The organism is Halomonas sp. S3-1-1 (assembly GCF_023757625.1).
GTDB lineage: Bacteria > Pseudomonadota > Gammaproteobacteria > Pseudomonadales > Halomonadaceae > Vreelandella.
The window spans coordinates 184,086-210,880 of the sequence record NZ_JALGBZ010000001.1 but is presented as its reverse complement, the minus strand read 5'-3'; the positions used below and the strand labels follow the sequence as shown (position 1 = coordinate 210,880).

At 64.2% G+C, this 26,795-nt stretch carries 25 protein-coding genes and 1 tRNA gene; 11 read left to right on the top strand and 15 right to left on the bottom strand.

Annotated elements, in window-relative coordinates:
• Window positions 1–20: 20 nt before the first annotated feature.
• The 6 genes from phnD to MQW23_RS01065 form a co-directional block, all read right to left on the bottom strand.
• Window positions 21–983, bottom strand: coding sequence for a phosphate/phosphite/phosphonate ABC transporter substrate-binding protein (gene phnD, locus MQW23_RS01090; RefSeq protein ID WP_252105970.1), 963 nt, complete (start codon window positions 981–983; stop codon window positions 21–23).
• Window positions 984–1,072: 89 nt separating this feature from the next.
• Window positions 1,073–2,809 carry a bifunctional diguanylate cyclase/phosphodiesterase gene (locus MQW23_RS01085; RefSeq protein WP_252105969.1) on the bottom strand — a complete coding sequence of 579 codons (1,737 nt, stop codon included), beginning with the start codon at window positions 2,807–2,809 and terminating at the stop codon, window positions 1,073–1,075.
• Window positions 2,810–2,929: 120 nt separating this feature from the next.
• Complete coding sequence (locus MQW23_RS01080; RefSeq protein WP_252105968.1) at window positions 2,930–4,852, bottom strand: alkaline phosphatase D family protein; 1,923 nt, start codon at window positions 4,850–4,852, stop codon at window positions 2,930–2,932.
• On the bottom strand, window positions 4,845–6,224 hold the full coding sequence (locus MQW23_RS01075; protein WP_252105967.1) for a sensor histidine kinase: 1,380 nt from the start codon (window positions 6,222–6,224) through the stop codon (window positions 4,845–4,847). The genes MQW23_RS01080 and MQW23_RS01075 overlap by 8 nt, the downstream gene beginning before the upstream one ends.
• Window positions 6,217–6,888 carry a response regulator transcription factor gene (locus tag MQW23_RS01070; RefSeq protein WP_252105966.1) on the bottom strand — a complete coding sequence of 224 codons (672 nt, stop codon included), beginning with the start codon at window positions 6,886–6,888 and terminating at the stop codon, window positions 6,217–6,219. The genes MQW23_RS01075 and MQW23_RS01070 overlap by 8 nt, the downstream gene beginning before the upstream one ends.
• Window positions 6,885–7,253, bottom strand: a complete 369-nt coding sequence (locus MQW23_RS01065; RefSeq protein WP_252105965.1) for a PepSY domain-containing protein — start codon at window positions 7,251–7,253, stop codon at window positions 6,885–6,887. The genes MQW23_RS01070 and MQW23_RS01065 overlap by 4 nt, the downstream gene beginning before the upstream one ends.
• A gap of 177 nt (window positions 7,254–7,430) precedes the next feature.
• Between MQW23_RS01065 and MQW23_RS01060 the strand changes: the two genes are divergently transcribed.
• The gene (locus tag MQW23_RS01060; RefSeq protein WP_252105964.1) at window positions 7,431–7,904 is read left to right on the top strand and encodes a PepSY domain-containing protein; all 474 of its coding nucleotides are present in this window, start codon (window positions 7,431–7,433) and stop codon (window positions 7,902–7,904) included.
• Window positions 7,905–7,951: 47 nt separating this feature from the next.
• On the opposite strand, the gene MQW23_RS01055 is transcribed toward MQW23_RS01060, so the two are convergent.
• Window positions 7,952–9,346 carry a Glu/Leu/Phe/Val family dehydrogenase gene (locus tag MQW23_RS01055; protein ID WP_252105963.1) on the bottom strand — a complete coding sequence of 465 codons (1,395 nt, stop codon included), beginning with the start codon at window positions 9,344–9,346 and terminating at the stop codon, window positions 7,952–7,954.
• A 109-nt stretch (window positions 9,347–9,455) separates the two neighbouring features.
• Between MQW23_RS01055 and MQW23_RS01050 the strand changes: the two genes are divergently transcribed.
• Window positions 9,456–10,415 carry a DUF1853 family protein gene (locus MQW23_RS01050; RefSeq protein ID WP_252105962.1) on the top strand — a complete coding sequence of 320 codons (960 nt, stop codon included), beginning with the start codon at window positions 9,456–9,458 and terminating at the stop codon, window positions 10,413–10,415.
• Window positions 10,416–10,417: 2 nt separating this feature from the next.
• On the opposite strand, the gene proB is transcribed toward MQW23_RS01050, so the two are convergent.
• The 4 genes from proB to rplU form a co-directional block, all read right to left on the bottom strand.
• A complete protein-coding gene (proB, locus tag MQW23_RS01045) occupies window positions 10,418–11,557 on the bottom strand; it encodes a glutamate 5-kinase (RefSeq protein ID WP_252105961.1) in 1,140 nt (379 codons plus the stop codon).
• A 121-nt stretch (window positions 11,558–11,678) separates the two neighbouring features.
• Window positions 11,679–12,869, bottom strand: a complete 1,191-nt coding sequence (gene cgtA / locus MQW23_RS01040) for an Obg family GTPase CgtA (protein ID WP_252105960.1) — start codon at window positions 12,867–12,869, stop codon at window positions 11,679–11,681.
• A gap of 124 nt (window positions 12,870–12,993) precedes the next feature.
• Entirely contained in the window at window positions 12,994–13,251 is a 258-nt protein-coding gene (rpmA, locus tag MQW23_RS01035; RefSeq protein ID WP_252105959.1) for a 50S ribosomal protein L27, read from the bottom strand.
• A 34-nt stretch (window positions 13,252–13,285) separates the two neighbouring features.
• Entirely contained in the window at window positions 13,286–13,597 is a 312-nt protein-coding gene (rplU, locus tag MQW23_RS01030) for a 50S ribosomal protein L21 (protein ID WP_252105958.1), read from the bottom strand.
• Window positions 13,598–13,920: 323 nt separating this feature from the next.
• Here rplU and ispB point away from each other — a divergent pair, with 323 nt between their 5' ends.
• The 3 genes from ispB to MQW23_RS01015 all read left to right on the top strand — a co-directional run bounded on the left by ispB (window position 13,921) and on the right by MQW23_RS01015 (window position 16,362).
• Window positions 13,921–14,922 carry an octaprenyl diphosphate synthase gene (gene ispB / locus MQW23_RS01025; protein ID WP_252105957.1) on the top strand — a complete coding sequence of 334 codons (1,002 nt, stop codon included), beginning with the start codon at window positions 13,921–13,923 and terminating at the stop codon, window positions 14,920–14,922.
• A gap of 87 nt (window positions 14,923–15,009) precedes the next feature.
• Window positions 15,010–15,086: transfer RNA gene (locus MQW23_RS01020), tRNA-Pro, on the top strand.
• A gap of 145 nt (window positions 15,087–15,231) precedes the next feature.
• The gene (locus MQW23_RS01015) at window positions 15,232–16,362 is read left to right on the top strand and encodes an endonuclease/exonuclease/phosphatase family protein (RefSeq protein WP_252105956.1); all 1,131 of its coding nucleotides are present in this window, start codon (window positions 15,232–15,234) and stop codon (window positions 16,360–16,362) included.
• 73 nt (window positions 16,363–16,435) lie between these two features.
• Here the strand turns inward: MQW23_RS01015 and MQW23_RS01010 are convergent, their stop codons facing one another.
• On the bottom strand, window positions 16,436–17,098 hold the full coding sequence (locus MQW23_RS01010) for a GntR family transcriptional regulator (RefSeq protein ID WP_252105955.1): 663 nt from the start codon (window positions 17,096–17,098) through the stop codon (window positions 16,436–16,438).
• A gap of 166 nt (window positions 17,099–17,264) precedes the next feature.
• On the opposite strand from MQW23_RS01010, the gene MQW23_RS01005 reads away from it, so the two are divergent.
• From MQW23_RS01005 to madM, 4 genes are all read left to right on the top strand, one after another.
• Complete coding sequence (locus MQW23_RS01005) at window positions 17,265–18,608, top strand: malonyl-CoA decarboxylase (protein WP_252106724.1); 1,344 nt, start codon at window positions 17,265–17,267, stop codon at window positions 18,606–18,608.
• A 41-nt stretch (window positions 18,609–18,649) separates the two neighbouring features.
• Window positions 18,650–20,191 (top strand): malonate--CoA ligase, encoded by a 1,542-nt coding sequence (locus MQW23_RS01000; protein ID WP_252105954.1) that lies wholly within the window; start codon window positions 18,650–18,652, stop codon window positions 20,189–20,191.
• A 94-nt stretch (window positions 20,192–20,285) separates the two neighbouring features.
• On the top strand, window positions 20,286–20,750 hold the full coding sequence (gene madL / locus MQW23_RS00995) for a malonate transporter subunit MadL (RefSeq protein WP_252105953.1): 465 nt from the start codon (window positions 20,286–20,288) through the stop codon (window positions 20,748–20,750).
• A gap of 12 nt (window positions 20,751–20,762) precedes the next feature.
• Window positions 20,763–21,524, top strand: a complete 762-nt coding sequence (madM, locus tag MQW23_RS00990) for a malonate transporter subunit MadM (protein ID WP_252105952.1) — start codon at window positions 20,763–20,765, stop codon at window positions 21,522–21,524.
• 80 nt (window positions 21,525–21,604) lie between these two features.
• Here madM and MQW23_RS00985 read toward each other — a convergent pair whose 3' ends face one another.
• Together MQW23_RS00985 and MQW23_RS00980 are read right to left on the bottom strand one after the other, a co-directional pair.
• Window positions 21,605–22,804 (bottom strand): Bcr/CflA family efflux MFS transporter, encoded by a 1,200-nt coding sequence (locus MQW23_RS00985; protein ID WP_252105951.1) that lies wholly within the window; start codon window positions 22,802–22,804, stop codon window positions 21,605–21,607.
• A gap of 92 nt (window positions 22,805–22,896) precedes the next feature.
• Window positions 22,897–23,793: a LysR family transcriptional regulator ArgP gene (locus MQW23_RS00980; protein ID WP_252105950.1), complete on the bottom strand. Its 897-nt coding sequence runs from the start codon at window positions 23,791–23,793 to the stop codon at window positions 22,897–22,899.
• Window positions 23,794–23,920: 127 nt separating this feature from the next.
• Here MQW23_RS00980 and MQW23_RS00975 point away from each other — a divergent pair, with 127 nt between their 5' ends.
• Both MQW23_RS00975 and MQW23_RS00970 read left to right on the top strand, forming a co-directional pair.
• The gene (locus MQW23_RS00975; RefSeq protein WP_252105949.1) at window positions 23,921–24,526 is read left to right on the top strand and encodes a LysE/ArgO family amino acid transporter; all 606 of its coding nucleotides are present in this window, start codon (window positions 23,921–23,923) and stop codon (window positions 24,524–24,526) included.
• Window positions 24,527–24,593: 67 nt separating this feature from the next.
• Window positions 24,594–25,796, top strand: a complete 1,203-nt coding sequence (locus MQW23_RS00970) for an MFS transporter (protein ID WP_319022796.1) — start codon at window positions 24,594–24,596, stop codon at window positions 25,794–25,796.
• Here the strand turns inward: MQW23_RS00970 and MQW23_RS00965 are convergent.
• Window positions 25,725–26,582, bottom strand: coding sequence for a glycosyltransferase (locus MQW23_RS00965; RefSeq protein WP_252105947.1), 858 nt, complete (start codon window positions 26,580–26,582; stop codon window positions 25,725–25,727). The two genes, MQW23_RS00970 and MQW23_RS00965, sit on opposite strands and share 72 nt — an antisense overlap.
• Between the last annotated feature and the right edge of the window lie 213 nt (window positions 26,583–26,795).

Here is a 26,795-nt window from a genome sequence, read left to right as displayed (position 1 = left end):
AGTCTCGAAAAACGCGGGGGTCAGTCGCAGTCGTAGGTGACGTCGTTGGCGTCAGCGATGGTGCGAATCACCGACCAGTGATCGGCGTAGGTGATGGGGATGAACTGCGCCTCGCCGGAGTTTTCGAACTCCGCCGCAAGCGGCGTGCCTTCCCAGTCATAGCTGAAAAAGGCGTCCTGAATCTGCTGGGCAAGCTCGGGTTTGAGGTTGTGCGCCAGGCCATAGCCGGTGGTCGGGAAGGTTTGCGAGGTATAGATGACGTCGAAATCGCCTTCGTTGACCACGCCCCGGGCGATCATGCGCGTAGCCACCGAGTTGGCGATCGCCGCGGCGTCGTAATCCTGGTTGACCACGCCCAGAATCGAGTTGTCGTGGGAGCCGGAGAAGGCGGTTTCGAAGTCCTCGCCCGCCTCCATCCCGTACTCGGAGCGCAGAAGCGCCGAGGGTGCGCGGAAACCGGAGTTGGAGGTTTCCGAAGTGAACGCCAGCTGGCGCCCTTCCAAATCCTCGACGGAGTCGATGCCGCTGCCCGGGTAGGTGATGATCTCCATCTCGTAGCCGAAGCTGCCGTCGTCGGCGGCCATCATGGCGAACGGACGGAACCCGCCGCAGTTCACCGCCACCGGCACGCCGCCGGTGTTGAAGCCGGCGATATGCAAACGCCCGGCGCGCAGCGCCTCCTGCTGGGCGGCGTTGGACTGCACCGGGAAGAACTGCACCTGCTTACCAGTGGCCTCGCTCAAGTGCTCGAGAAAGTCCGCCCACACCTCGGCGTACACCGCCGGGTCTTCCACCGGCGTATAGGCGAAGACCAGCGTGTCCGGATCCACCCACTGGGACTCGTCGCTTGGCACGTCAGCGACCATGTCGCCATCGTCATCAGTGTAGCGCGAGGAGAGATCGGCGGCGGCGCCAAGCGTGGTCAGCGCGAAAGCACCCGTGATAGCGGCGCTGAGAAGCGTGCGGGTAAAAGAGAGCGTCATCGTGAACCCCTAAGCGTTATTCGAAGTGCCGTTATCATGGCAGCGCCGGATGACAGCCCCGCGACACTGACATGACACCAAAATGACACTTAGCCGTGGGTCTCACGGCGTTCGACGAACAGGCTGTTACCGGGAATCTTCTTCGCCTGGTGCTTGAGCTCGGAAAGCCTGGCTGCGATTTCGAGCGCCTTATAGCGCGTCGACTCCAGCACCGGCTGAACGGCGATCGACACGCTCACGCAGGGAAAAAAATCCGCCTCCCCCCGCCGGTTTTCGACCCGCACCCCGCCCTGCTGTCGATCGCTCTCGGTATAGAACTGCGGCGCCATCACGCCAAAGGAGTCGAGAATCTGGCGGCACACGCTCTCCCAGTGCTCGATGGGCAGCAGCATCATGAAGTCATCGCCGCCGATATGGCCGATGAAGCCGCCAGCGCTGTCCACCTGCGCCTGCAAAAGCCGGGACAGCGCAATGATCACCTGATCGCCCCGGGCATAGCCGTAGGCGTCGTTGAATGCCTTGAAGTTGTCCAGATCGACGTAGGCGGCGGCGAAGGGCGTTTGCGCCTCGAGCGCCTGACTCAACGTCTCGTTGATCAGAATGTTGCCGGGGAGCCCGGTGAGCGGGTTGGCGTGGCGCGCCTGGCGCACCTGGATAGCGGTGATCTCGCGCAGCAGATCGACGATGCTGCCCATCCCCAGATAGCGTCCCTGGTCGACGATCACGAAATCTTCCTGGTCGATGTCGTGACGGTCGGTCAGCGCCTGGCTCAGCGTCTCGAGCGGCGTATCCGCCTCGCTGATCAGCGCACGGGTATCGGCCACGTCCATCACCCGGCGCTTGGCGTAGAGCGCGTGGCTGTACGGGTTGGTAAACAGGGTCAAAAAGGCGCTTCGCCGCACCACCGCCACCGGTCGGTCACCGTCGATCACCGCCACGCAGCGAAGCGTGGGAACGTTACGAAAACGCTCGGCCAGCGCCAGCACCGAATCCTGCGGCGCGACGGTATCGATCGGGCGCGAAATGGCGCGAGCGGTACGCCCGGCGCTACTGGCCTGCCCGGCAGCGGGTAGCTGCATATGAAGGGAAAGCGGCGGCGTGGCGCTGGGTCGTGCAAAGTAAAATCCCTGCAAGAGCGAGAGCCCGCGGTCGAGCTCCCAAAGACACAGATGCTCGGCGGCGGTTTCGATACCCTCGGCGATCAACTTGCAGTCGAGGCTTCGCGCCACGTCCAGAATCGAGCGCAGAAACTCGCGCTTGGCCGGCTCCTGGTCGATTCCGGCGATGAAGTGGCGGTCAAGCTTGACGAAATCCGGGCGCAGCTCCGCCCAGTGGCGAAGGCTCGAGTGCCCGGCGCCCAGGTCGTCGAGGGCCACCTGAAAGCCCATGTCGCGGTAGTGATCCACCGCCTGGCGCATCAGCTCGTAGTCGTGGATCGGCACGTGCTCGGTGAGCTCGATCACCACCCGCTCCGGCGGCAGCGCGCTTTCGCGCACGAACCCAAGGGTCAGCCCCTCCTGGAAGTCACGCTCGACGATGGTCAGCGGCATGACGTTGAGAAACAGAAAGCCTGGAAGTTCGAGCTCGGCAAAGCGGGTAATCGCCAAACGTCGGCACAAGAGATCGAGTTCGACCAGAAGCCCGGCCTGGGTCGCCACGTCGAACAGGCGCAGCGGCGAGTGCAACGGCGACGCTTCTGGCCCGCGCACCAGCGCCTCATAGCCAAAGATCGCCTGCTGGCTCGCGTCCATGATGGGTTGAAAAAGAACGCTCAGGTCTTCGCGTTCGAGAATGAGATGTAGCCACTGAGCGTCTTGCGCGGTCATGCCAAAGGCCTTATGAACGGGATGTACGGATAAACCTCATTGAGCCCTGGTCCTTTTGGATGAGATTCGATCCGCAAAATCCTGCGTCATGGCGGTGACATTTTTATGACAGCTCGGTGGTCAGGTCGGCTTTTTGGGCGGCGGAAAGCGCACTTCCCCACCGCGGGCGTCGAGCTGGCGAATATCCATCGGCCGGCCTTGGCGGTCCAGCGTCACCAGCCCCAGCCCGCTAGCGTTGTAGAGACGCTCGCCGGCACTGGCGCCGACCGGGTCACGCGGAACGACGTCGAACTTGCGCCGTTTGGTGAACCAGTTCAGCGGCGACCAGGGCGCGTAGAGCCAGCGATTGAGCCGATCGAACACGTTCAAAAGCTGTTTGGGGAAGGTGTTCTTGATGCCGCTGGAAGTGATTTGCCACAGGTGCGGAGGGCGCTCGCGGCGGCGCACGAAAACGTCATAGGCGAAAGAATAGTGCACGTCGCCGGACAAAATCACGTAGTTGCCCGGCGTTTTCGAGTGGCGCCAGATCTGCAGCAGCACGTTGGCCGCCCCGCGGTGGGCCATCCAGTTTTCGGCGTCAACCACCAGCGGCTTGCCTGCCAAGGTGAAAAGCTTCTGCACGCCTTCGATCAGCTTGACCCCGAACATCGGCGCGGGCGAGACGATCACTGCGCTTTGGCACTCGAGAAGCTGCTGCTGCATCTCCATCAGCGCCTCCCAGTCCATCAGCCCGGAGGGGCGCCTGGGGCTTCGCTCGCTGCGCCAGCGCCGAGTGCGGGTATCGAGCACGAGCAGCGCAGGCTTACCGGGCACGTTAAACTCCCAGCCCTGAAAGCGCAAAAGCGTGGCAATGAAGCGATCCTGACGCGGCGCCTCGAGCGTGTCATCGGCGGATGCCAGCAGCGCGCCGGCCTCACTGATCAGCGGGGCGAGCTTGTCCGGGTCGTTCCCCCACCCTTGGCAGAGCAGGTAGGCGATCAGGGCGTTGCCGATGATGCGCTTCGAGAACGGGTGCCCGTAGGCGCAGCGCTCCCAGTCCGCCGTTAGATTCCAGTCGTCGGTCACGTCATGATCGTCGAAGATCATCAGGCTCGGCAGATGCGCCAACAGCCGCGCACACTGCGGTAGGCCTTCGACGAAGTCCCTCATCGTCGCCTGCTCCTGACGGTAGGTGGCCTGATCCTTCGGCTCGAGGGCGGGCTCGGTCGGGTCGATCAGCGTCCAGGGGGTCGGCGACCACGCCAAGCAGTACATGGCGAGCATTTCGGCCAGCGTCATCAGGTGGTTCGAGGCGTTCGCCGAGGTGAACACCGGCTTTTTCACCCCGCCGAAAAAGCGCTCGCGAAGCGCGGCGTTGCTGGTCACGTCCGGCAGCAACTGATCGCGCTGGTAGTAGGTTTGCGGTGCGGCGTAGAGTGCTTGGCTATCCTCGACCGTGGCGCCCTCGAGGCGCTCGTCGAAAAGCCCGAGCCGGTCGATCAGCGCGTGAATAGCGCGCAGCGTCGGCCCCGCCACGTCGTCGACGTATACCTGGTCGCCGGTCATCAAAAGCCACGCCGGCCACTCTTCGGCCTCGCCCTGGCGCTTGGCAAGCCAAGCGTCGCCGCGCACCAGCCCATCCGGGCTTTCGTGGTGGGGCTTGCGGCACGAGCCATGCATCAAGCGGTGGTGGCGCGAGGCGAGCACGAAGGCGGGAAACGCCTGGCCGTCATGGCAAAGCCAGGGCGCCCACTCGGCAATGCCGCGCTCCGTACCATTCGGCGTTTTTACGCGAAGGTCGTAGTCGATGCGCTCGTCACACGGCAGCGGCGACTCGAGCGTTACATCGATCAGGCAGATGTGCGCGTGGCGGCCGATGGGCAGGCGCGTGTGCGCCGCGCTCACATCCAAAGCGCGCTCGCGCGGCTGGTCAGGGAAAAGCATCAGGGTCATCTCGAGCGGGCGCGAGCTCACCAGCCACAGCGTCAGCCGCGTGGGGCTCAGCCGGCGCAGCAGCGGGCCGACCAGCACGTCAGAAATATCGTGCTCGGTACGCTCAGCCACGGGCCACCACCGGCAGCGTCACGGCCACCTGCAGCCCGCCGGCCTGGGCGCGGGTGAGCGCCAGCGTGCCCTGATAGAGCGCCACCAGATCCGCCACGATGGAGAGCCCGAGGCCGCTGTTCGAACGCTGCTCGTCGAGGCGCTTGCCGCGCTCGAGCGCCGCTCGGCACTGCGCTTCGTCCATGCCCGGGCCGTCGTCGTCCACGCTCAGATGAAGGGTCTCGCCCTGGCTCTGAACACGCAGCGTCACGCGGCTTTCGGCCCAGCGCAGGGCGTTATCCAATAGATTGCCCACCACTTCCTGCACGTCCTGCCGGTCCATACGCACATGAGGGCGCGCCTGCCAGCGGGTTTCCAGCACGACCTGGCGCCGCCCCGCCAGCCGGCCAAGCCCCTCGATCAGCCCGGCCAGCGCCTCTTCCAGCGCGATCGGCGCCAGGTGCAGGCCGTCGCCGGCGGCGCTCGCCCGGGCCAGGTGGTGGCGCACGGCGCTGTCGATGCGGGAAAGCTCGACGTCGAAGCGCTCGCGCTGCGCCTCGGGCAGCTGGCTAAGCTGAAGGCGCATGACGCTCAGCGGCGTTTTCAGCGCGTGGGCGAGATTGCCGGCGGTGTGGCGGCCGCGCTCGATCAGACGCTGGTCGCGGGCGAGCACCGCGTTCATCGACGTGGCCAGCGTGGCAAGCTCCTCGGGCAGTCGGGTATTCATGCGGCTCGCCGCGCCCTTTTCGACCTCGCGCAGGTTGGCGTTCATACGCCGAAGTGGCGCCAGTCCGAAACGCACCTGCAGCGCCAGCACGCCCAGCAGCAGCACCGACAGCGCCAGCACGCCCAGCCACAGAAGCCGCTGAAAACCGAGAATCTCCGCCTGAAGAGCGCTTTCATCGGCGGCGACGCTGACGTGCAGCGGCGCCTCGAGCGGTGCGAGGTAGATGTCGCGCTCGACCACGCGAAGCGGCTGGCCACGCGGGCCTTTCAGGCTGCGCGCGCTGGCCCGCCGACTATCGGTGACCGGCAGGCGCTGATCCCACAGCGAGCGCGAGGCGAGGCGGTGCTCGCTCTGGTCGGTGATCTGCCAGTACCAGCCGGAAAAGACCTGATCGAAGCGCGCATCGCCCAGCGCGCTGGGGTAATCAAGCGTATTGGCGACGGCGTCGAAGGTGACGCCGGCGATCACCACGTTCAGCGTTGCCTCCAGCCGCTCGTCAAAGGCGTCGACCGCGGCGCGTTTGTAGTAGTGCGCAAGCCAGGCCCCGGCCAGCGGCAGCGCCAGGCCCACGAGCAAGAGTGCGGCGAGCAGCAGCCGGGTGGCGATCGAGCGGCGCGCCCAGCGCTGGCTTAGCCTGGCTTGAAGGCGCGCGCGGCGGTTAGGCATCCGGCGCCTCGGCCAGCAGGCGATACCCTTGGCCTCTCAGGGTAACGAAGCGCCAGGCGCCGAGCTTGCGGCGCAGCCGGCTGATCTGCACGTCGATCACGTTGGAGTCCGGCTCCTGGTCGCGATCGTACACGTGCTCGGCGAGCTCGGCGCGGCTGACCACGCGCGGGGCGGCGTGCATCAAATAGCTTAGAAGCCGCGTCTCCTGAGCGGTGAGACTGACCGGGCGCCCGGCGAGGCTCACGTGCTGGGTGTGGGTGTCCAGACTCAGCTCGCCCAAGCGAATCACCGGGTGGGCATGGCCGTGGGTGCGGCGCAAGATCGCGCGCAGGCGAAAGAGCACCTCGGCGGACTCAAAAGGCTTGGTGACGTAATCGTCGGCGCCGGCGGAGAAGCCCGCGGCCTTGTCCGCCCAGCGCTCGCGGGCGGTGAGGATCAGCACCGGCAGGTCGATGCCGTCGTCGCGCCAAGCGCCTAGCCAGCGCGTGCCGTCGCCGTCGGGCAGGCCGACATCGAGAATCAGCGCGTCATAAGCTTCGGTGCGCACCAGGAAATCCGCCTGTTGACCGGTATCGGCGACTTCCACCAGCCAATCGCCATCCTTGAGCGCCTGGGCCAACTCACTGGCCAGCGCCTGGTCGTCTTCCACCAATAAACACTTCATCGCAGGTCATCCTTGACGTCGTCGCGGCGCATCTCGTTGATCCGCACGCCTTCGATTTTCATTAGCTGGCCGCTTCTGCCGTCGAACTCGAACTCAACCACCTGGCCTTGGGGGCCGAGCATCTTGATTTCGTACTCGATCTCGCCGTCGTCGCGCTCCATTTCGATTTCGATCACCTCACCCTCGAAGCGCGCCTCCAGCCAGTCCAGAAGCGACTCCAGCCCCACCGTTTCGCCGCGCTGTACTTGGCCGTGAAGCGCTCGCCATTGCGGCTCGGCGTCGGCCGCGCTCGCCCACGCAAACGTCGCCACGACCAGCAGCGCGGCGCAAAAGGAGGCTGGATAGAACCACGAACATCGTTTCATGGGCTCAGGATGCCAAACTCGAGATGAACGCTTCATGAACGCCGCCTTCAGGTTAGCGAAAGAGCGCCGCTGCTATAAAGGGCCTGTCTCACCTCGCAAGGCTTGGCGAGAACGCTGAATGCTCGTCCCGCGAGGTTTCTAGCCTGCGAGGTTTTTATACTGGAAAGGGAGTGTGACATGACACCGATGAAAAAAGCAGTGCTATTGCCAGCCTCTGCCCTGCTGCTCGTTGCCACCACCGCCGCCCAAGCCGACCGCCTGCCACTCGAGCGGCTGGATGAGGTGCTGAACTATACCGCCAACTACGGCTTCACCCATCTCGAAGAGCTTAGCGTCGATGACGGCCGCCGTATCGAAGCCGAAGGCTGGCTCGACGAGGAGTGGTTCGCCGACGTCGAGTTCTCGCTCGATAGCGGCGAAAGCCTGAGTGAAGAGCGCGAGCGGCTGGTCAGCGGCGCCTGGGGCATGAGCGAGGACGATATCCGCCAGGCGTTCGAGATGGCCCGCCAGGAAGGCATGACCGCGTTCGAGGAAATCGATATCAGCCGCAGCGGCATCATCGATATCGAAGGCGAGTCCGACGACGGCCGCGACATCGAGATCAGCGTGCGTCAGGGCTCTTTTGATGTGGTCGAGATCGACCGCGACTAATAACTAACGCCTGCCAGGGGCAAGCAAAAGCCCGCCCCTGACGCAGGTTAGCGGCAGTCCTGGCAGTTGCCGCGCGCCATGATCGCCTCGGCGATGCGCTCGACGCCCTGACGATACGCGGCCTGACGGTAGGTGATCTTTTCGTCGCGGGCGCGCTTGAGTACCCGATTGGCCTGATCGTCGAGGATCTCGTCCAACCGCTGGTTGACCTCCTCTTCGCTCCAAGCCTGGCCCGCGCGGTTTTGTAGCCACTCGAAGTAGCTCACGATCACCCCCCCGGTGTTGGCCAGCACGTCCGGCAGCACGTCTACTCCGCGGCTTTCCAGCGCGCGGTCGGCGTCGCTGGTGACCGGGCCGTTGGCGATCTCGAGAATCATCCCGGCGCGAATGTCGCCGACGTTATCGCCAGTGACCTGGTTTTCCATGGCGGCCAGCGCCAGCACGTCGACCTCGAGCGCCAACAGCTCCTCACCCTTGAGGCTCTCACCCTGGCGGCACTTGGCGAGCTCGCCATGCTTCTCCTTGGCCTTTTTGGCCGCGTCGATATCGAGCCCTTTTTGTTTGTAGATGCCGCCGCTGGAGTCGGAGACCGCCACCACCTGATAGCCGCGCTCGCTGGCCAAGCGGGCGAAGTGGTACGCCGCGTTGCCAAAGCCTTGCACCGCCACGGTGGTGTCCTCGGGCTTGCGCGATGCTTGCTGCGCCCAGAGATCCAGCACCTTCAGCGCGCCGCGGCCGGTGGCCTCGACCCGGCCCGGCGAGCCACCAAGCGACAGCGGCTTGCCCGTGATCGCCGACGGCGCCCGGCGGCGCACGATGTTCTCGTACTCGTCGATCATCCAGCCCATCACTTCGGCGTCGGTGTTCATGTCCGGCGCGGGAATGTCGCGATCCGGACCCACCACATCGGCGATCGCGCGAATGTAGCCCCGCGCCAGGCGCTCGCGCTCAAGCGACGAAAGCGCCTTGGCATCGACCTGAACGCCGCCCTTGCCGCCACCAAACGGAAGCCCGGCCACCGCGCACTTCACCGCCATCCAGAAGCTGAGCGTGGTGACCTCGTGCTGGTTGGCCTTTGGGTGAAAGCGCACCCCGCCCTTGGCCGGCCCCAGGGAGATATCGTACTGCACCCTCCAGGCGGGAAACGCTTGCAGGCGGCCGTCGTCCATGCGCACCGGAATACTGACCTGCAGCGACATCGCCGGCTGCATCAGCCGTGCGCGGGCGTCGTGGTGAATATCCAGCGCCTCGAACACCTCTTCCAGGCGCGAGCGGGCGTCGTCGAAAAGCGCCGCGCCGGTTTGCGGCGTCAGTGCCTGGGCTTCAACATCAGAGTGGGCAGAGGCCGCGTTTTTGGACTCGGCACTTTTGGACGGCGCCTGCTTTTTACCCTTGCGGCTACGCTTGGCGCTGCTTTTACCGCTATTTTTCGAATGAGCCATAAATACACTCCTTTGCATCGATGGACCGTTGAGATCGCTAACCGCCCTTAAGCGTAGCAGCCGTTTTTCGATTTCACCGCTAACGTGCAGACGCCGCCGGAACGCCGACATGCCGCCACAAAGCCCTCTCGATGCGCTCAGTGCCCCGCTCGAAGACGCCATTGCGCGCGATCTGGCGTGGCTTCTGGACGCCCAGGACATCGTCGAGCTCAAGGGCTACCCGGGCCGGCCGAGCCGCGCGGCGCTGGGGCTTGCGCACGGCGAGCAGGGCTGGCTTTTGCGCCAGCGGCCGGCGATTCAGGCGCTGTCGAAAAAGCGGGTGAGGCGGATGGGCCACTACCACGAGGCGCTTTGGCATCTGCTGCTCGGCCAAAGCCCTAATACCCGGCTTTTGGCGCACAACGTTGCCATTCGCGAGCGCCGCCAGACCCTGGGCGAGCTGGACATGCTCTACCGCACGCAAGCCAACCCCGCCCCCATACACTTGGAAGTGGCGATCAAGTTCTATCTAGGGCTTGATGAAGGCCCGGACGCGCCGGAAAGCCCCAACCGCTGGATCGGCACCGGCGGGCTCGACAGCCTGGCGCGCAAGTGCGCGCACCTGCACGCCCACCAGCTGCCGCTTTCCGTCACCCCGCTTGCGCGCAATACGCTGCGCCATTGGCTCACCCCGCGCGACTGCCCGGGCGAGATCGGCGAGATCACTCATCAGGTGGCCATGCCCGGGGTGCTGTTCTACCCGTTTCACGGGGCGCTTCCCCCGCCACGAGGCGCCACCGCGCAGCACGAGCGTGGGCGGTGGTGTCATCGAAAGGAGTGGGCGGCGCTTTTGGAGAGCGCGGGAGAAGTGCGGCTGGCTTGGCTTTCCAAGCCGTTCTGGATGGCGCCGCCGGTCGAGACGGCGTTTCACCCGCCGGCGGCGCTGTGGCCGCAGATCGAGGCGTGTATCGAGCGCTTCGGCCCCCAGCAGGTGATGTTAAAAGCCAACGACGGCGCGAGCGAGCGCGTGTTCATCGTGCCCGACGCCTGGCCGCGGGAGGTGCCGCTGCCGATCGAAACGCGCGCTTGAGGCTAGACGATGACCAGGTTATCGCGGTGTATCAGCTCGTGAGCTTCGACGAAGCCGAGGATCGCCTCGATCTGGTGGCTTGGCTTGCCGGCCAGCCGGCGCGCTTCGTCGGCGCCGTAGTTGATCAGGCCCTTGGCGACGCGCTCACCCTGCTCGTCCACGCAGAGCACCATATCGCCGCGCTTGAAGCTGCCCTGCACCTGACGCACGCCTACCGGCAGAAGGCTCGAGCCCTTTTCGCGCAGCACGTTCACCGCGCCGGCATCGAGGGTGAGCGTGCCGCGCACCTGGAGCTGGCCAGCGAGCCAGCGCTTGCGCGCCGCCATCGGCGCCTGGTCGGGTTTGAGCAGCGTGCCCAGCGCTTCGCCGGCCATGATGCGCGTAATCACCTCGGGCTGGCGGCCGCTGGCGATGATCGTCAGCGCCCCGGAGCGCGCGGCGAGCTTGGCAGCGCGTACCTTGGTGCTCATGCCGCCCCGCCCAAGCGCCCCGCCGCTGCCCGCCACGGCGGCAAGCTTCGGATCGTCGGCCCGGCCTTCGCTGATCAGGGTGGCGCTAGGGTCGTGGCGCGGATCCGCGTCGAACAGCCCTTCCTGGTCGGTGAGCAGCACTAGCGCGTCGGCCTCCAGCAGGTTTGCCACTAAAGCGCCCAAGGTGTCGTTGTCGCCAAAGCGGATCTCGTCGGTGACCACGGTGTCGTTTTCGTTGACCACCGGCACCACGCGCATTTCGACCAGCGTGCGCAGCGCCGACAGCGCATTAAGATAGCGCTTGCGATCGGAGAGATCGTCGTGGGTCAGTAGAATCTGGGCGGTGAGCATGGCGTGGCGGGCGAAGTGCTGCTCGTAGCACTGGGTCAGGCCGTTCTGGCCCACGGCGGCGGCGGCCTGGAGTTCGTGCACCGCGCTCGGCCGAGCCTGCCAGCCAAGGCGCACCATGCCCGCCGCCACCGCGCCGGAAGAGACCAGCACGACCTCGATGCCGCGAGCGTGGAGCGCGGCGATCTGATCGACCCAAGCGCCGATGGCCACGTCATCGAGGCCCCGCCCGTCGTCGGTGATCAGAGCGCTGCCGATTTTCACCACCACGCGGCGCGCGCCCGTCAGTACCTCCCGGCCCGGCCACTGCTCACGATGTTCCATGCCGCCTCTCTCCTGCCCGCCACTTTATAAGCTCAATAATCTCAATGCCGATAACGCGTTCAACGCCGATGCCAACACCGCGGGCTGCTCCGAGCCCGCGGGCGCTACTCGCCTCACCGGTTCAGGGCGCGTACTCGACGTCGACATCGTAATCATCGTCGTCGAAGTCGTCGTCATCGTCGGCGTCGCGCTTCTTGCGGTTATGGCTCAGGCGCGCCTCGGTGCGGGCGACGGACTCTTCCTCCATGCGCCGGCGCATCTCTTGCTCGCGCTCGAAGGCCTCTTCGTCCTCGTTCTCCAAGCGCTGCTGGTCAGTAAGCCAGCGATGCGCCGCCTGCACCAGCTTCTCGGTGCCTTCACTCGAAATCGCCGAGATCTGAAACACCGGGCCGTCCCAATCGAGCGCCTCGATCACGGCCTGGGCGCGCGCTTCGCGCTCCTCTTCGGGCAGCAGATCGAACTTGTTGAGCACCAGCCAGCGCGGGCGCTCGGAGAGCGCCGGCGAAAACTCGCCAAGCTCGCGCACGATCGCCTTCGCCGCATCGACCGGGTCGGACTCATCAAACGGCGCGATATCCACGACGTGGAACAAGAGCCGGGTCCGGGTCAGGTGCTTCAAAAAGCGCAGCCCAAGTCCAGCGCCGTCGGAGGCGCCTTCAATCAGCCCGGGCACGTCCGCCATCACGAAGTGCTCGTGCATGCCGAGCTTCACCACGCCCAGGTTCGGCACCAGGGTAGTGAAGGGGTAGTTCGCCACCTTCGGCTTGGCCGCCGACACCGAACGGATCAGCGTGGATTTACCCGCGTTGGGCATGCCGAGCAGACCTACGTCCGCCATCACCTTCATTTCCAGGCGCAGGTTGCGCCGGTCGCCTTCGGTGCCCGGGGTGGTGCGCCGCGGCGCGCGGTTGGTCGAGGATTTGAAGTGGATATTACCCAGCCCCCGGCGCCCGCCCTCGGCGACCAGCACGACTTCGCCAATCTCGGTGACGTCGGCGATCACCTCGAGGGTGTCCTCGTCGATCACCGTGGTGCCGACCGGCACCTTGACGTGCAGATCTTCACCGGCCTTGCCGCTCATCTGGCGGCCCATGCCGCCCTGGCCGTTTTCGGCCTTGTAAAAGCGCTGGTATTTGAAGTCGATCAAGGTGTTCAGGGCATCGTCACCGATCAGGTAGACGCTGCCGCCGTGGCCGCCGTCGCCGCCGTCGGGGCCGCCCTTGGGCACGTATTTTTCGCGGCGAAAGCTCAGACAGCCGTTGCCGCCCTTGCCTGCCTCGACAATGATCGAGGCCTCATCGACGAACTGCATTGAATTCTCCCGGCCGCTTTCGCCGCCCTTTTCTCCCCCGCCCGCAGGCCTGGGGGTTAACAGACAAAAAAGCCCCGCCAATGCGGGGCTTTTCTTTCGTTCACTCGTCCAAGCGGCTAAGCGCTTACTCGGAAACGATGCTCACGAATTTACGGTTGTGCGGGCCCTTGGTCTGGAACTGCACTTTACCGTCGTTCAGAGCGAACAGCGTGTGGTCACGACCGATGCCAACGCCGGTGCCGGCGTGAAAGCGGGTGCCGCGCTGACGAACGATGATGTTACCCGCGGTCGCCGCTTGGCCACCGAAGAGTTTTACACCAAGGCGTTTGGATTCGGAATCACGACCGTTACGCGTGGAGCCGGCTGCCTTTTTATGTGCCATCGAAATAGCCTCCTAATTAGGGGAATAGACCGTGTTAAACGGAAATTCCGGTAATTTTAACTTCGGTGAACCACTGACGGTGGCCCTGACGCTTCATGCTGTGCTTACGGCGACGGAACTTGATGATGTTCACTTTTTCACCACGGCCGTGGGAAACGATTTCAGCGGAGACTTTCGCGCCGCTGATCATCGGTGCACCGATGTTGAAATCGTCGCCGTCTGCGACCATCAGCACTTCTTCGAAATCGATCGATTCGCCGGTAGCGACTTCGATTTTCTCGAGCTTGAGGGTCTGGCCTTCCTGAACGCGGTACTGTTTGCCACCGCTTTTGATAATTGCGTACATGTCGCTCTCCGGACTCGTCGTTGAAGCTGGCACCTTTAAGCCAGCGCTCATCACCTACGCGCTTTCGCGTCGTGCTCTTAAGACCTGCGGCGAGTGGCGCCCCTTTCGGCAGCCATCTGACAGGGAGCATGATGAGTGGGTCGCGGATTATAGCGATGATCGAGCTTTACCACAAGCCCCCAGGGGCGTGTCAATTGGCGCGGCGCGGCTCGCCAGCGGCTCGCCGGCGGCTTCGCCTTGACGCCTTACAGGCGGCCCCATAGCATAATCCCCACTCAGGGCGGTAATAGCCGCTTTTCACCTGCCGCGATGACCCTAATTTCATGACTAACGTCTCTCCCCAAACGCCTGTCAGCCCCACGCCTTCACCGCTGCACGCCGTGGTGGCGGGCGATTTCGAGGCCGTTAACCGAACCATTGTCGAGCAGCTCAACTCCAACGTCCCGTTGGTCGAAACCATCGGCCAGTACATCATCGAAAGCGGCGGCAAGCGCATGCGCCCATTACTGGTGCTGCTGGCCGCCCGCGCGCTGGGCTATGAAGGCGACAAGCACGTAACGCTCGCCACCCTGATCGAGTTCATGCACACCTCGACCCTGCTGCACGACGATGTGGTCGACGACTCGCACCTGCGCCGCGGCAAGAAAACCGCCAACGACGCTTGGGGCAACGCGCCGTCGGTATTGGTGGGAGACTTTCTCTACTCGCGCTCGTTTCAGATGATGGTTAGCGTCGGCTCGATGCGCATCATGGCGATCCTGTCGAGCGCAACCTGCATCATCGCCGAAGGCGAAGTATTGCAGCTCACCAACATCGGCAACCCGAGCCTGTCCGAAGAAGCCTACTTCGAAACCATCCAGGGCAAGACCGCGATGCTGTTCGAGGCGGCCTCCCACAGCGGCGCGGTGCTCGCCGAGGCCACCCCGGAGCAGGAGCGCGCGCTTCAGCACTACGGCCGCTACCTGGGGCTCGCCTTCCAGCTGATCGACGACCTGCTCGACTACCAGGGCGATGCCGATGAAATGGGCAAAAACGTCGGCGACGACCTGGCCGAAGGCAAGCCGACGCTGCCGCTGATCAACGCCATGGAGCGCGGCACGCCCGAAGAGGCCAAGCTGATTCGCCAGGCGATCCGCAAGGGCGGGCTCGAGCAGCTCGACGACGTGCTGGCGATCGTGCACCGCACCGGCGCGCTCGAGTACACCCGTGAGCGCGCGGTGGAGATGGTCGAGCGCGCGCTCGCCGAGCTCGAAAAACTGCCCGAAAGCGCGTATCGCGACAGCATGGCCAAGCTCGCCCGCATGGCGATCGAGCGCCAGTCCTGATTCGCGCCGGACAGTGACGACTATTTTTGAATTACCTCTTGAAAAACCCGGGGCGCAGGCGTAAGATTCATCCCCGTTATTGAGCGCCGGAATATAGCTCAGCTTGGTAGAGCGCTGCCTTCGGGAGGCAGAGGTCGTAGGTTCGAATCCTGCTATTCCGACCAGAAATTGTTAAAAAAATGGCCACATAGCTTTAAAAGCATGTGGCCTTTTTTTTGCCTGCCTGTCACGCGACTGACTTTCAAATACTGTACGATTGCTCTTCGCCGGGGACACCCCATACGCCGCCACGCCCTGTTCGAGCACGCGATGTTATCAAAACTTCTTCTCTGGACCGTTCGTCTACTGACCCTCGCCTTGATCGTAGTCAGCCTGCTTCCCGAAATTCCCAGCGGCCACTGGGCCATCCGACTGTGGGAGTTTCCCCGGCTGCAGTTGAGCCTGGTCATTGCAGTCACGCTTTTGCTGTTGACGCTGCACGCCTGGATCGGCCGAGCGCGAAAAGAGCACGCACTACTGCTGGTGGCGCTATTGGCAACGGGGGCATGGCAGGGCTCCCATATTCTGCCCTTTACGCCGGTGTGGCCTGATGAGGTGGCCGAGGCCGATGCGCAAACGCTGGCGAATCAGTCCACGCTCAAAATCATGACCGCCAACCTCGACTTCACCAATGACCGTTACGCCGAGGCGCTGGAGGTGATAAAGCGCGAGGACCCGGACGTCGTGCTGCTCATCGAAGTCGATAGCGGCTGGGAGGCGGGCCTGGCACCGCTGGATGAGATTTACGAATACCGTGAGGGAGACGTGCGCGGCGAGGGGCTCGGCATCGTGGTCTGGTCGCGCATCCCTCTCCAGGACGCCCGGGTCGAGCATTTGGTGTCCGAGCGCCGTGCGTCGATCTTTGCAACGCTCGCGGTGCCGGGCATCGGGCCCGTGCGCTACGCGGGCATTCACCCGGTGCCGCCGGGGCTTAAAGAGCGCACACCCAACGACGGCGGTGAAACGGAGCGCCGGGACAGCCGGGAGCGCGATGCCGAGCTGATGCTGGTGGCCGAACGCGTGGCCGAGGACGCGGACAACCGCTGGATCGTTACCGGAGACTTCAACGATGCCGCCTGGTCCAATACGACGAAGCTGTTCAAGAGCCTGAGTGAACTCGAGGATCCGCGCCGGGGAAGAGGGCTTTTGAGCACGTACCACACCGAGTACCCGTTGTGGCGCTACCCGATCGACCACATGTTCGTCTCCGACGGCTTTGAGCTCGTCGAGCTCGACCGCGTCACCATCGAAGGGTCGGATCACTTCGCCATCACGACGACATTGACTGCCGCCGCCAAGGATCAGGCACCGCCGGATGCCCCACAAGAGGCTCAAGAGGACGCCGACGAACTGATCGAGGAAGGCGCCGACGATGCCAGCGAGCAGGGCGTGAGCAGCTAAGAAGCAGCGCTCACCGACAAGGGCCACCCGGCATCAAGGCGGGTGGCCCTTTTTGATGGGCGGCGTTTGGCGATCAACCACCTTCCAGCGCGTGCATCGACGCCACCAGGTCGTTGAAGCGCTCGCCCTGCACCATGACGTGCTCGCGCAGAAGCTGCTCGGCGCGGGGGCCATCCCCGGCCTCGATGGCGGCAACGATCGCTTCGTGCTCGGCCAGCGAGCTTTCGACGCGCATTCGCACCTGAAGCTGCAGCCGCCGGTAGGGCTGCAGCAGCGCGTGCAGGCGAGCGGCTTCCTGGGCGAGGAAGTGGTTATGGCTCGCCGCGTAAATGCAGTGGTGAAAGACGCTGTTGTCGTAGTAGTAGCCGTTGGCATCGTGCTCCTCGGCGCGGGCACGGCACGCCTTTAGCGCATCAATCAGCGCGGCGCGTTCGTCGTCGTTAATGCGCCGGGCGGCCAGGCGCCCGCAAAGCCCCTCCAGCTCCGCCATCACCTCGAAGCGCTCGACCAGATCGGAAATGCCCAACCGCGTCACGAAGGTGCCGCGCTTGGGCACTACCTGCACCATGCCGGACATCGCAAGCTGCTGGATCGCCTCGCGGATTGGCGTGCGCGAACACGCGTACTCCAGCGCCAACGCGTCCGGGTCGAGCCGCTCACCCGGAGTAAATCGCCCGGCGATGATCGCGTCCTCGAGAAGATCACGCAGCCGCTGCGCCTGGGATACCTTCGCCATAAGTCTACCCCCCGCTTCCTTGACTCATAAATTCTTTACCTATATTTGTTATATACAACATGACGCGCTGTTTAATACTTACCACGCTAAGAGACAATGATAAAGCGTTGGCATCGTCACCGGCAGACTGCCCACCCGACAAACTCAAAGGCTGATGCGCATGAACATGAATATGACGTTTCTTCAGGGGCTGCTCACCAATATCAGCTCGCGTACCCGGCAGCTCAGTAGCGCTCTGGGCACCGACAAGGACAGTGAAAATCACTTTACTGCCCTGAAAGCGGCCTGCAAGGGCCTAATGGGTCGCACCGGTGAAGCCTCGCAAATTCTGATGGCCCAGCAGGCGCTGGCCCACTATCGCGCGCTCGACGACGAGGAGAAGCTGGCATTTTTCCAGCTTCTGGCCGACGACTACGCCGCCGAGCCCGCCGATATTCATACGGCTTACGCGGTGTACCGCGAGCGCGAAGATAACGCCTCGCTCGAGAAGCTGTTCAACGCCTGCGAACCCCGCCGCCAAACGCTGTTGCGCCGCTTGAATCTGTGCCCCGGTGGCACGTTCGATCTGGTCAACATGCGCGCGGATCTGCTCAAGTTCCTGCGCCAATCGCCGGAACTCTCGGCACTCGATAGCGACTTCGCGCACCTGTTCAACTCCTGGTTCAACCGCGGCTTTTTGATGCTCGAAAGCATCGACTGGAATACCCCGGCGGCGGTGCTGGAGAAGATCATCCGCTACGAAGCGGTGCACGAAATCGGCGATTGGCACGACCTGCGCCGCCGGCTCGACCCGGACGATCGCCGCTGCTACGCCTTTTTCCACCCGGCCACCGGCGACGAGCCGCTGATCTTCGTGGAAGTGGCACTTTGCGACGGCATTCCCGGCAACGTCCAGCGCATTCTCGAGCACGGCGAGGAGCTACCGCTGGAAGACGCCGACACCGCGGTGTTCTACAGCATCAGCAACTGCCAGGCCGGCCTCAAGGGCGTGTCCTTCGGCAACTTCCTGATCAAGCAGGTGGTTCAGGAGCTGAGCCGCGAGCTTCCGCAGATCAAGAACTTCGTCACCCTCTCGCCGGTGCCGGGTTTCGCCGACTGGCTCGACGAGGCGCGCAAGGAAGCGGCGCTGTCCGAGGAGCTCACCGCCTACCTCGACACCCACGAAAGCGAGGAGCTCTCCTCCGCCGCCCACAAGGAGTTCATGCGTCTGGCCTCGCACTACCTGGTCGACGTGAAGCACAAAAGCGGCCAGCCCCTGAACCCGGTGGCGCGCTTTCACCTGGGCAATGGCGCAAGCCTGCATCGGCTGAACTGGCGGGCGGATACGTCATCAAAAGGCCTCAAGCAGGCCCACGGTTTAATGGTGAACTATCTCTACCAACTCAACCGTATCGAACAGAACCACGAGGCGTACAGCGTCAACCACACGGTGGTGTGCGCCAGCGACATTCGCCGTCAGGCCAATCAGGCGAGCCAGTATTTCGAGACGAAAACACCGGCCAAGGCGTAACGCCCCCGATCACGGCTGACGACAAAAACATGGAGTCCTTTATGAATCACAATCTTTATCTGCACTTTTACCCGCACTTCGAGCGCGCCCCGGACAAGGTGCTGATGGACACGCTCGACGGCCAGCGCTACCACTACAAGGACGTTCTGAGCCTGAGCCGGCGCTTGGCGAGCGTGCTGCTGGAGCTCGGCGTCGAGCCCGGCGACCGGGTCGCCGTTCAGGTCGACAAGAGCCCGGAAATCGTCATGCTCTATCTCGCCTGCCTGCAGGTCGGCGCGGTCTATCTGCCGCTCAACGTGGCCTACACCGACAGCGAGATCGACTACTTTTTGGGTGACGCCGAGCCGCGCCTGTTCGTCTGCCGCCCCGAGGTGCTGGAAAACGCCCGCGAGATCGCCGAAAAAGCCGGCGTGGGCCGCGTCGAGAGCTTGGGTACCAAAGCCGATGGCACGCTGATGGACCAGGCCGCCAATGCGGGAGAAACCACCACGGTCAGCGAAGTCGGCGCCGATGATCTGGCGGCGATTCTCTACACCTCCGGCACCACCGGGCGCTCCAAGGGCGCGATGCTGAGCCACCAGAACCTGGCCTCCAACAGCCAGGCGCTGACGAAGGCCTGGCACTACAGCGAAAACGATCACCTGATCCACGCGCTGCCGATCTTTCACACCCACGGGCTGTTCGTGGCCTGCAACGTGACGCTGATCAACGGCGCCTCGATGACATTTTTGCCCAAGCTCGATGTCGACGAACTGCTCGATTTGATGCCGGACTCGACGGTCCTGATGGGCGTGCCGACCTTCTACACGCGCCTACTGGCGAGCCCGCGTTTGAATCGCGACGTGGTCGCCAACATGCGCCTGTTCATCTCGGGCTCGGCGCCGCTTTTGGCCGAAACCCATGAGGATTTCAGCGCGCGCACCGGCCACGCCATTCTCGAGCGCTACGGCATGACCGAAACCAACATGAACACCTCCAACCCGTACGACGGCGAGCGCCGTCCGGGTACGGTGGGTATGCCGCTGCCCGGCGTCACCGTGCGCATCACCGACCGCGAAACCGGCGCCGAGCTGGCCCAGGGCGAGACCGGTCTGGTCGAACTGACCGGGCCCAACGTGTTCCAGGGCTACTGGCGCATGCCGGAGAAGACCAAGGCAGAGTTTCGTGAAGACGGCTACTTCATCACCGGCGATCTGGGCCTGATCGACGACAAGGGCTATCTCAATATCGTCGGCCGCGACAAGGATCTGGTGATCTCCGGCGGCTACAACGTCTACCCCAAGGAGATAGAACAGATCATCGACGATATGGAAGGCGTCGAGGAGTCCGCCGTGATCGGCGTGCACCATGCGGATCTAGGCGAAGGCGTGGTGGCCGTGGTGGTACCGAAAGCACCCGGTGCGGTGAGCGAGGAGCAGGTGCTCGAGGCGCTCAAGGGCGAGCTCGCCCGCTACAAGCAGCCCAAGCGGGTATTTTTCGCGGAGGCACTCCCGCGCAACGTAATGGGCAAGGTGCAGAAAAACCAGCTGCGCGACGCCCACGCCAACACCTTCAGCGCCGGACGCACCGCCACCAGCGCCTGATTCCATTCATTCCCTGACTAAATCCATCGACGGGGCGCCCACCACCTACTCAACGCGCCCCTCAAACAACAACGACAATTAAAAGGACATCGCCATGGTCATTTACGGAGTCGCGCTACTGGCCGGCTGCATGCTGTTCGGCCTGTGGGCGGGTGACGTGCTGGGCATGCTGCTCGGCGTGGAATCCAACGTGGGCGGCGTGGGTATCGCCATGCTGCTGCTGATCTTTCTGGGCGGCTATCTGATCGACAAGAAGAAGATGCCTCCCAGCACCGAAAGCGGCATCACCTTCTGGAACGGGATGTACATCCCCATCGTGGTCGCGATGGCGGCTAGCCAAAACGTGGCCGCGGCCATCGATGGCGGCCTGATCGCCCTGCTGGCAGCCCTTGTGGCGGTAGGCGCAAGCTTTGCGCTGGTCCCGGCGCTGACGCGTCTGGGCCAGCCAAAACCGAGCCCCGAGGCCCCGGTCGACGAGACGCCGGTCAATCAGGTCGCCTCGCGCGCCACTGACGACACGCGCTCGAAAACCACCTCGCGCTCCCACCACGCCCGCTAAGGAGTTGCCCTCATGCTCGATTCACTACTCACGCAGCTCGAAAAGCAGCACCTGATCGCCGCCTTTGCCCTGGTAGGCGCGGCCATGTACGTGTCGTACCTGGTTAGCGACAAGCTGACCAAAGGCCGGGTTCACGGCTCCGCCATCGCGATCATGGTGGGCCTGGCACTCGCCTACGTCGGCGGCATTTACACCGGCGGCAGCAAGGGCCTAGCGGATATCAGCCTGTTCGCCGGTCTTGGCCTGATGGGCGGCGGCATGCTGCGCGATCTGGCGATCATCGCCACCGCTTACGGCGTGCGCTTTCAGGAGATTCGCCAGGCCGGCATCAGCGGCATTCTGGCGCTCTTTCTCGGCGTGATCGTGTCGTTCATCGCCGGGGTGGCCATCGCCTACGCCTTTGGCTACCGCGACCCGGCCAACCTGACCACCATCGGCGCCGGCACGGTGACCTACATCGTCGGCCCGATCGCCGGAGCTTCCATTGGCGCTTCGTCGGAAGTCATCGCGCTCTCCATCGCCGCGGGCCTGTTCAAGTCGATTCTGGTGATGGTGCTCACGCCGATCGCCGCGCGCCATATCGGCCTTGATAACCCGCGCTCGGCGATGATTTTCGGCGGGCTGATGGGCACCACCAGCGGCGTGGCCGCGGGCCTGGCCGCCACCGACCCGAAACTGGTGCCTTATGGGGCGATGACCGCGACCTTCTACACCGGCCTTGGCGCCCTGCTCGCCCCGTCGCTTTTGTACTTCTGCGTACGCGCGCTGTTCTGATCCAGCCGGTAACGGCTGCAAAACAAAGCGCCGTGGCGATCGCCACGGCGCTTTTTTATTGCGTTAATCGTGCCGCTCCCTCACCTCGCTTCGACCGCCGCGCGCCCCTTGATCAGCGAGCGTGCGAGCATCGCGTAGGCCACCGCGCCGCAGCCGGCCATGGCGAGCACTACCGCCCCCAGTGTGTGGGGCAGCACCGTCGACAGCCCGCTCAAAATACCGGCGATGCCGAACTGGGCCGCGCCCAAAAGCGCGGCGGCGGTGCCGCCGCTGGTGGGGAAAAACTCCAGATAGCAGGCCTGAATGTTCGGCGAGATCGCGCCCACGGCGCCGATAGTCAGCATCATCGCCGGCACGAAGGCGTAAATCGGCGCACCCATAAACGTCACCACCAGCAGCGCCACCATGCCCACCGCCTGACAGGTGGTGGCCAGCTGCAGAATGCGCAGCGACGGAAGGCGCGACAAGAGCACCCGGTTGAGCACGTTGAACACGAACATGGCGACGATATTGGCACCGAACAGCAGCGAGAACGTCGAGGCATCGAGCTCGAAATAGCCCTGATAGATGTAGGAGGCGTAGGTGATGAACATCATCATCACCGAGAACGAGCCGGCCTGCCAGGCGATGAACGGCAGCGCCGGCTTGGTCGACAGCACCAGCTTGTAGCGCGCCAGCAAGCTCATTTCGGCGCCTTTCATTCGCGACACCTTGCCGGTGCCGGTGAACAGCACCTTGATCAACAGCGGCACCAGCGCCACCGCATAGAGCGCCAAGGCGAAAAAGATGTAGTGCCAGGAGCCGAGCGCCAGGATCGCGCTGCCCACGCTCGGCGCGATGCCCGGCGCCAGCACGATGATGAAGCCCATCATCGAGAAAAGCTTGGCGGCGTCGCGCCCGGCCACCCGGTCGCGCACCAGCGCCGGCACCGAGACCAGCGTCCAGCCGGCACCAAAAGCCTGCACGGCCCGCCCGCCCAGCAGCACGTCGAGCGATTCAGCGGTGCCGATGACCACGCTCGCCACGGCAAAGATCGCCAGCCCGCTCATCAGCACCCGCTGACGCCCGAAACGATCCGACAGCGCCCCGCCGATCAGTTGGCCTACCGCCATCATGAACACGTACACCGAAACGCTCAGCGACACCGCCTGCTGGGATACGCCGAGCGACTCGCCGATCGCCGGAAACGCCGGCAGGTAGGTATCCATGGAGAACGGGGCCAGCATGATCGTCATGGCCAGGCTCAGTACCACGATAAAGGGCGTTTTGGAGGGGGTCATGGGTACTCGCAGTCAAAGGATCGGTCAGCGTTCAAACGCTTATGATAAGACCCGCGGCCCGGCTCGGCCAGTCAACGCCTGGACCAACCCCGTCACGCGCCCGCCGGCGCCACCAGCCAGCCGCCCGCACGCTGGCGAAGATGACGTGTCAGATCACCAAGAAGCTCACCGCCCTGGCGCCAGTAGTGCCAGTAAAGCGCTACGTCGACCGGGTGCGCGGGGGCAAGCTCCAAAAGCGTGCCCTGCTCGAGCGCGGCCTCGACCTGAAGGCGCGGCACGAGCCCCCAACCAAGCCCGCTTTCGAGCAGTTTCACGAAGCCCTCCGCCGAAGGGCAAAGATGATGGATGAGCGGGTCGCGAGCGCCCAACTGCTGAGCGAAGCGGTGCTGCAGGCGGTCGTCGGTGCCGAACACGATGGCCGGGGTTTGGCTTAGCCGCTTACCGTCGAAACCATCGGCGAAGTGGCGCTCGATAAACGAGGGTGCTGCCACGCCGCAGTAGCGCATCGCCCCGAGGGCGATACTTTTCGCGCCGGCGACCGGGCGCTCGGCGGCGCACACGCAGCCCGCCACCTCGCCATCACGCATGCGCTTGAGGCCCACGTCCTGGTCCTCGATGATCAGCTCCATCAGCACCTCGCGGCGGATGAAGAAGTCACCGGCCGCCTCGGCCCACCAGGTCGCTAGGCTGTCGGCGTTGAGCGCGATGCGAAGCCGCTGGGGCGCGCCGTCATGAACGGCGGGTACGCGGGCCTGCAGGTCGCGCTCGAGCAGGCGCACCTGCTGCATGTGGTTGAGAAGCCGCCGGCCCGTTGCCGTCGGCATCGGCGGCGTTACGCGCATCAATACCGGTTGGCCCAGGCGCGCCTCCATCAGCTTGATGCGCTGTGAAACCGCCGACTGGGTCAACCCAAGTGCCCGGGCGCCGCGCTCGAAGCCGCCCTGCTCCACCACCGCGGCGAGCGCGGCTAACAGCTTGTAGTCGAGCAATCAGTTCTCCTAATGCGTCATTACTATTATGCGTTTTATTTATACCCGAAGTCGCCGCACACTGCTTTCACCTTTCGCTCGCCTGCACATGGCGCGGTAACTTCAATAGCTTACGAGGATAGTCATCATGGGGCAGAGCTATGCCAACGGTGTATTGATCGGGCTGGGGCTGATCGTGGCCATCGGCTCGCAAAACGCGTTCGTGCTGTCGCAAAGCCTGCGCCGCGAACACCACCTGAGCGTGGCGCTGGTGTGCATTCTGTGCGATGCGCTGTTGATCGCGGCGGGGGTGTTCGGCCTGAGCGCGCTGCTGTCCCAAAGCCCGCTGCTATTGGCGGTCGCGCGCTGGGGCGGGGCGGCGTTTTTACTTGGCTACGCCCTGCTTGCGCTCAAACGCGCCGCCGGTAACGACGCGCTGCGACTCGAGCGCGGCGCCCGCCGCTCCCGGGCCCAGGTGCTGGCGATGACGCTTGCGATCACGCTGCTCAACCCACACGTCTATCTCGATACCGTCGTACTGCTGGGCTCGCTCGGCGCGCAGCAAAGCGTGCCCGGCGCCTTTACGCTGGGGGCGATGTGCGCCTCGACGCTCTGGTTCGCCGCCTTGGCGCTGGCGGGCGCAAAACTCGCGCCCTGGCTCACCCGCCCCGTCGTATGGCGGCTGATCGATGTAGGGGTGGCGCTGATGATGATCACGGTCGCCCTCCAACTGATCCTCGGGGCTGGGTTTTGAAAGAGGCGAGGTTTTAAAAGAGCCACGCTGTAAAAATAGCCTGCTAACAGATGTGCTACTCTAGTCGATCGCTATCGATCGAAAACGGAGAGCCATCATTCACCACGCGACACATACCAAGGCGGTACTACTGTTCGCCAGCACCATGACCGTGATGTCCGGCGCGATCATCTCACCGGCGCTACCCGGCATCGGCCGCTTCTACGCCGACGCCCCCCAGGTACTGATCCAGCTGATTTTGACGCTGCCGGCACTGATGATCACGCTGTTCAGCCCGCTGATGGGCTATCTGGCCGACCGCTTCGGGCGTAAGCCGCTGCTCATACTGATGCTCTCGATTTACGGGCTGGCCGGCGCCTCGGGCTTTTTAATCGATAGCGTGAACCTGCTGCTGGCATCTAGAGCACTAATGGGCGTGGCGGTGGCGGGTATCTTGAGCATCAGCACGACGCTGGTGGGCGATTACTTCAGCGGCGCCGAGCGGGTGCGCTTTCTCGGGCTTCAAAGTAGCTCCATGGCGCTGGGCGGGGTGATCTTCATCAACCTGGGCGGGCTATTGTCGGACTGGAGCTGGCGGGGGCCGTTTTTGTTGTATCTCACCGGCGTGCTGCTGCTGCCCTACGCGCTGATGGTGCTGCGCGAGCCGCACCGGACGACGAGCGACAGCGCCGCGTCTCAGGCGCCGGCGGTACGGCTGGATCTTTGGCGTACCGGGCTTGCCTATCTGATCGCCATGATCAGCATGATGATGTTCTACATGTTCCCCGCGCAGCTGCCGTTTCTGCTCACAAGCCAGGGCATCGACAGCGGCCTGGCCATCGGCGCGGCGCTCTCCATGGCGGCGCTGAGCGCAAGCCTGGTGAGCTTTTACTACGGCCGCGTGAAGATGTTTTTCTCGGTGATGACGATCTACGTGCTGGGCTTTTTCATCGCCGCGCTCGGGCTATTCATCACCGGCGCCGCCCAAGGGTACGCCATGGCGGTGGTGGGCGCGGCGGTGGCGGGGCTCGGCCTTGGCTTGTTCATGCCCAACACCACGACCTGGCTGATGCGCATTGCGCCGGAGCGGGCGCGCGCTCGCGTGTTCGGCGGGTTCACCTCGGCGTTCTTCTTTGGCCAGTTCATCTCGCCCATCGTGGTTTCCTGGGTGCTGCAGGGGCTCGAGTCGCTGCGCGACGTGTATATCGCGATGGGGCTTTTATGTCTGAGCCTGGCCCTCATTGTGGCGGTGCTGGGCAGAACGCTTCTGAAAGCCGACGCCTCCCTCTAGCGCCAGCAGCCGCTCATAGAGCGCGACGTAGTCGCGCGCCATGCGCTCGGCGGTGAAGCGCGCCAGAAAGCGCTCGCGGATGCGGGCACGATCGAGCTCGGCCAGCCGCGCCACTGCGGCCGCCGCCTCACCGATCGTCTCCACGATAAAACCGGTCACGCCATGCTCGACCACCTCCTCCACACTGCCGTTGCGCCAAGCGATGACCGGGGTGCCGCAGGCCATCGCCTCGATCATCACCAGCCCAAAGGGCTCTGGCCAGTCGATGGGAAATAGTAGCGCCGCCGCACCGCCCAAAAGCGCCTGCTTTTGCGTATCGTCGACCGTGCCCACATGAACGATGGATTCATCGAGGTGGCCAGCCACGTGGGCGTCGAACCAGCCCGGGTTGCCCACGTCCACGCCGCCGGCAAGTTTCAAGGGGTAGCCGGTTTTGCGTGCCACTTCGATGGCGCGGTCCGGGCGTTTCTGGTCGGTCATGCGGCCGATGAACGCCAGATACCCGCCGTCGCCCGCCCCCAGCGTGAAGCGCTCGGCGTTCAAGCCGTGGTGAACGACGCCGGCCAGGTTCGACCGAGGGACGGCACGCGCCTGAGCGTGGGAGATCGCCGCTACCGGCAGATCCGGAAAACCATCGAAGAACAGCTGCCGGTCGAGCTCGTCCACCCGCCAGTGCACGGTGGTCACGCTGTGGGCGCGGCGGCGGCCCAAAAGCGCGGCGTGGGCAAACTCGCCGTGGCAGTGGATCACGTCGAACTCGTCGAGATGCACGCGCAGCGCTTCCAACACCCGCGCCTCGAGCGCGCCGGGGTTTGGCAGTCCGACGGGCCAATTAAGGCGACATCGTAACCAAGGTTAAAGAGCGCCTCGGTCAAGTCCGCCACAATGCGTTCAGTCCCGCCGCTGCCTGGGGGCGGCGAGGGAAAGATCACTGGAGCGACTTGGGCAATGCGTATACGCTTTTCAATGGTCATGGCGCGGTGAGGCCTTGAGTGAAAG

Bases quoted from the DNA above. Each gene is read 5' to 3' on its own strand.
- phnD (WP_252105970.1), bottom strand. From the start codon at position 983: ATGACGCTCTCTTTTACCCGCACGCTTCTCAGCGCCGCTATCACGGGT.
- MQW23_RS01085 (WP_252105969.1), bottom strand. From the start codon at position 2,809: ATGACCGCGCAAGACGCTCAGTGGCTACATCTCATTCTCGAACGCGAA.
- MQW23_RS01075 (WP_252105967.1), bottom strand. From the start codon at position 6,224: ATGCCTAACCGCCGCGCGCGCCTTCAAGCCAGGCTAAGCCAGCGCTGG.
- MQW23_RS01070 (WP_252105966.1), bottom strand. From the start codon at position 6,888: ATGAAGTGTTTATTGGTGGAAGACGACCAGGCGCTGGCCAGTGAGTTG.
- MQW23_RS01065 (WP_252105965.1), bottom strand. From the start codon at position 7,253: ATGAAACGATGTTCGTGGTTCTATCCAGCCTCCTTTTGCGCCGCGCTG.
- MQW23_RS01060 (WP_252105964.1), top strand. From the start codon at position 7,431: ATGACACCGATGAAAAAAGCAGTGCTATTGCCAGCCTCTGCCCTGCTG.
- MQW23_RS01055 (WP_252105963.1), bottom strand. From the start codon at position 9,346: ATGGCTCATTCGAAAAATAGCGGTAAAAGCAGCGCCAAGCGTAGCCGC.
- MQW23_RS01050 (WP_252105962.1), top strand. From the start codon at position 9,456: ATGCCGCCACAAAGCCCTCTCGATGCGCTCAGTGCCCCGCTCGAAGAC.
- proB (WP_252105961.1), bottom strand. From the start codon at position 11,557: ATGGAACATCGTGAGCAGTGGCCGGGCCGGGAGGTACTGACGGGCGCG.
- cgtA (WP_252105960.1), bottom strand. From the start codon at position 12,869: ATGCAGTTCGTCGATGAGGCCTCGATCATTGTCGAGGCAGGCAAGGGC.
- rpmA (WP_252105959.1), bottom strand. From the start codon at position 13,251: ATGGCACATAAAAAGGCAGCCGGCTCCACGCGTAACGGTCGTGATTCC.
- rplU (WP_252105958.1), bottom strand. From the start codon at position 13,597: ATGTACGCAATTATCAAAAGCGGTGGCAAACAGTACCGCGTTCAGGAA.
- ispB (WP_252105957.1), top strand. From the start codon at position 13,921: ATGACTAACGTCTCTCCCCAAACGCCTGTCAGCCCCACGCCTTCACCG.
- MQW23_RS01015 (WP_252105956.1), top strand. From the start codon at position 15,232: ATGTTATCAAAACTTCTTCTCTGGACCGTTCGTCTACTGACCCTCGCC.
- MQW23_RS01010 (WP_252105955.1), bottom strand. From the start codon at position 17,098: ATGGCGAAGGTATCCCAGGCGCAGCGGCTGCGTGATCTTCTCGAGGAC.
- MQW23_RS01005 (WP_252106724.1), top strand. From the start codon at position 17,265: ATGAATATGACGTTTCTTCAGGGGCTGCTCACCAATATCAGCTCGCGT.
- MQW23_RS01000 (WP_252105954.1), top strand. From the start codon at position 18,650: ATGAATCACAATCTTTATCTGCACTTTTACCCGCACTTCGAGCGCGCC.
- madL (WP_252105953.1), top strand. From the start codon at position 20,286: ATGGTCATTTACGGAGTCGCGCTACTGGCCGGCTGCATGCTGTTCGGC.
- madM (WP_252105952.1), top strand. From the start codon at position 20,763: ATGCTCGATTCACTACTCACGCAGCTCGAAAAGCAGCACCTGATCGCC.
- MQW23_RS00985 (WP_252105951.1), bottom strand. From the start codon at position 22,804: ATGACCCCCTCCAAAACGCCCTTTATCGTGGTACTGAGCCTGGCCATG.
- MQW23_RS00975 (WP_252105949.1), top strand. From the start codon at position 23,921: ATGGGGCAGAGCTATGCCAACGGTGTATTGATCGGGCTGGGGCTGATC.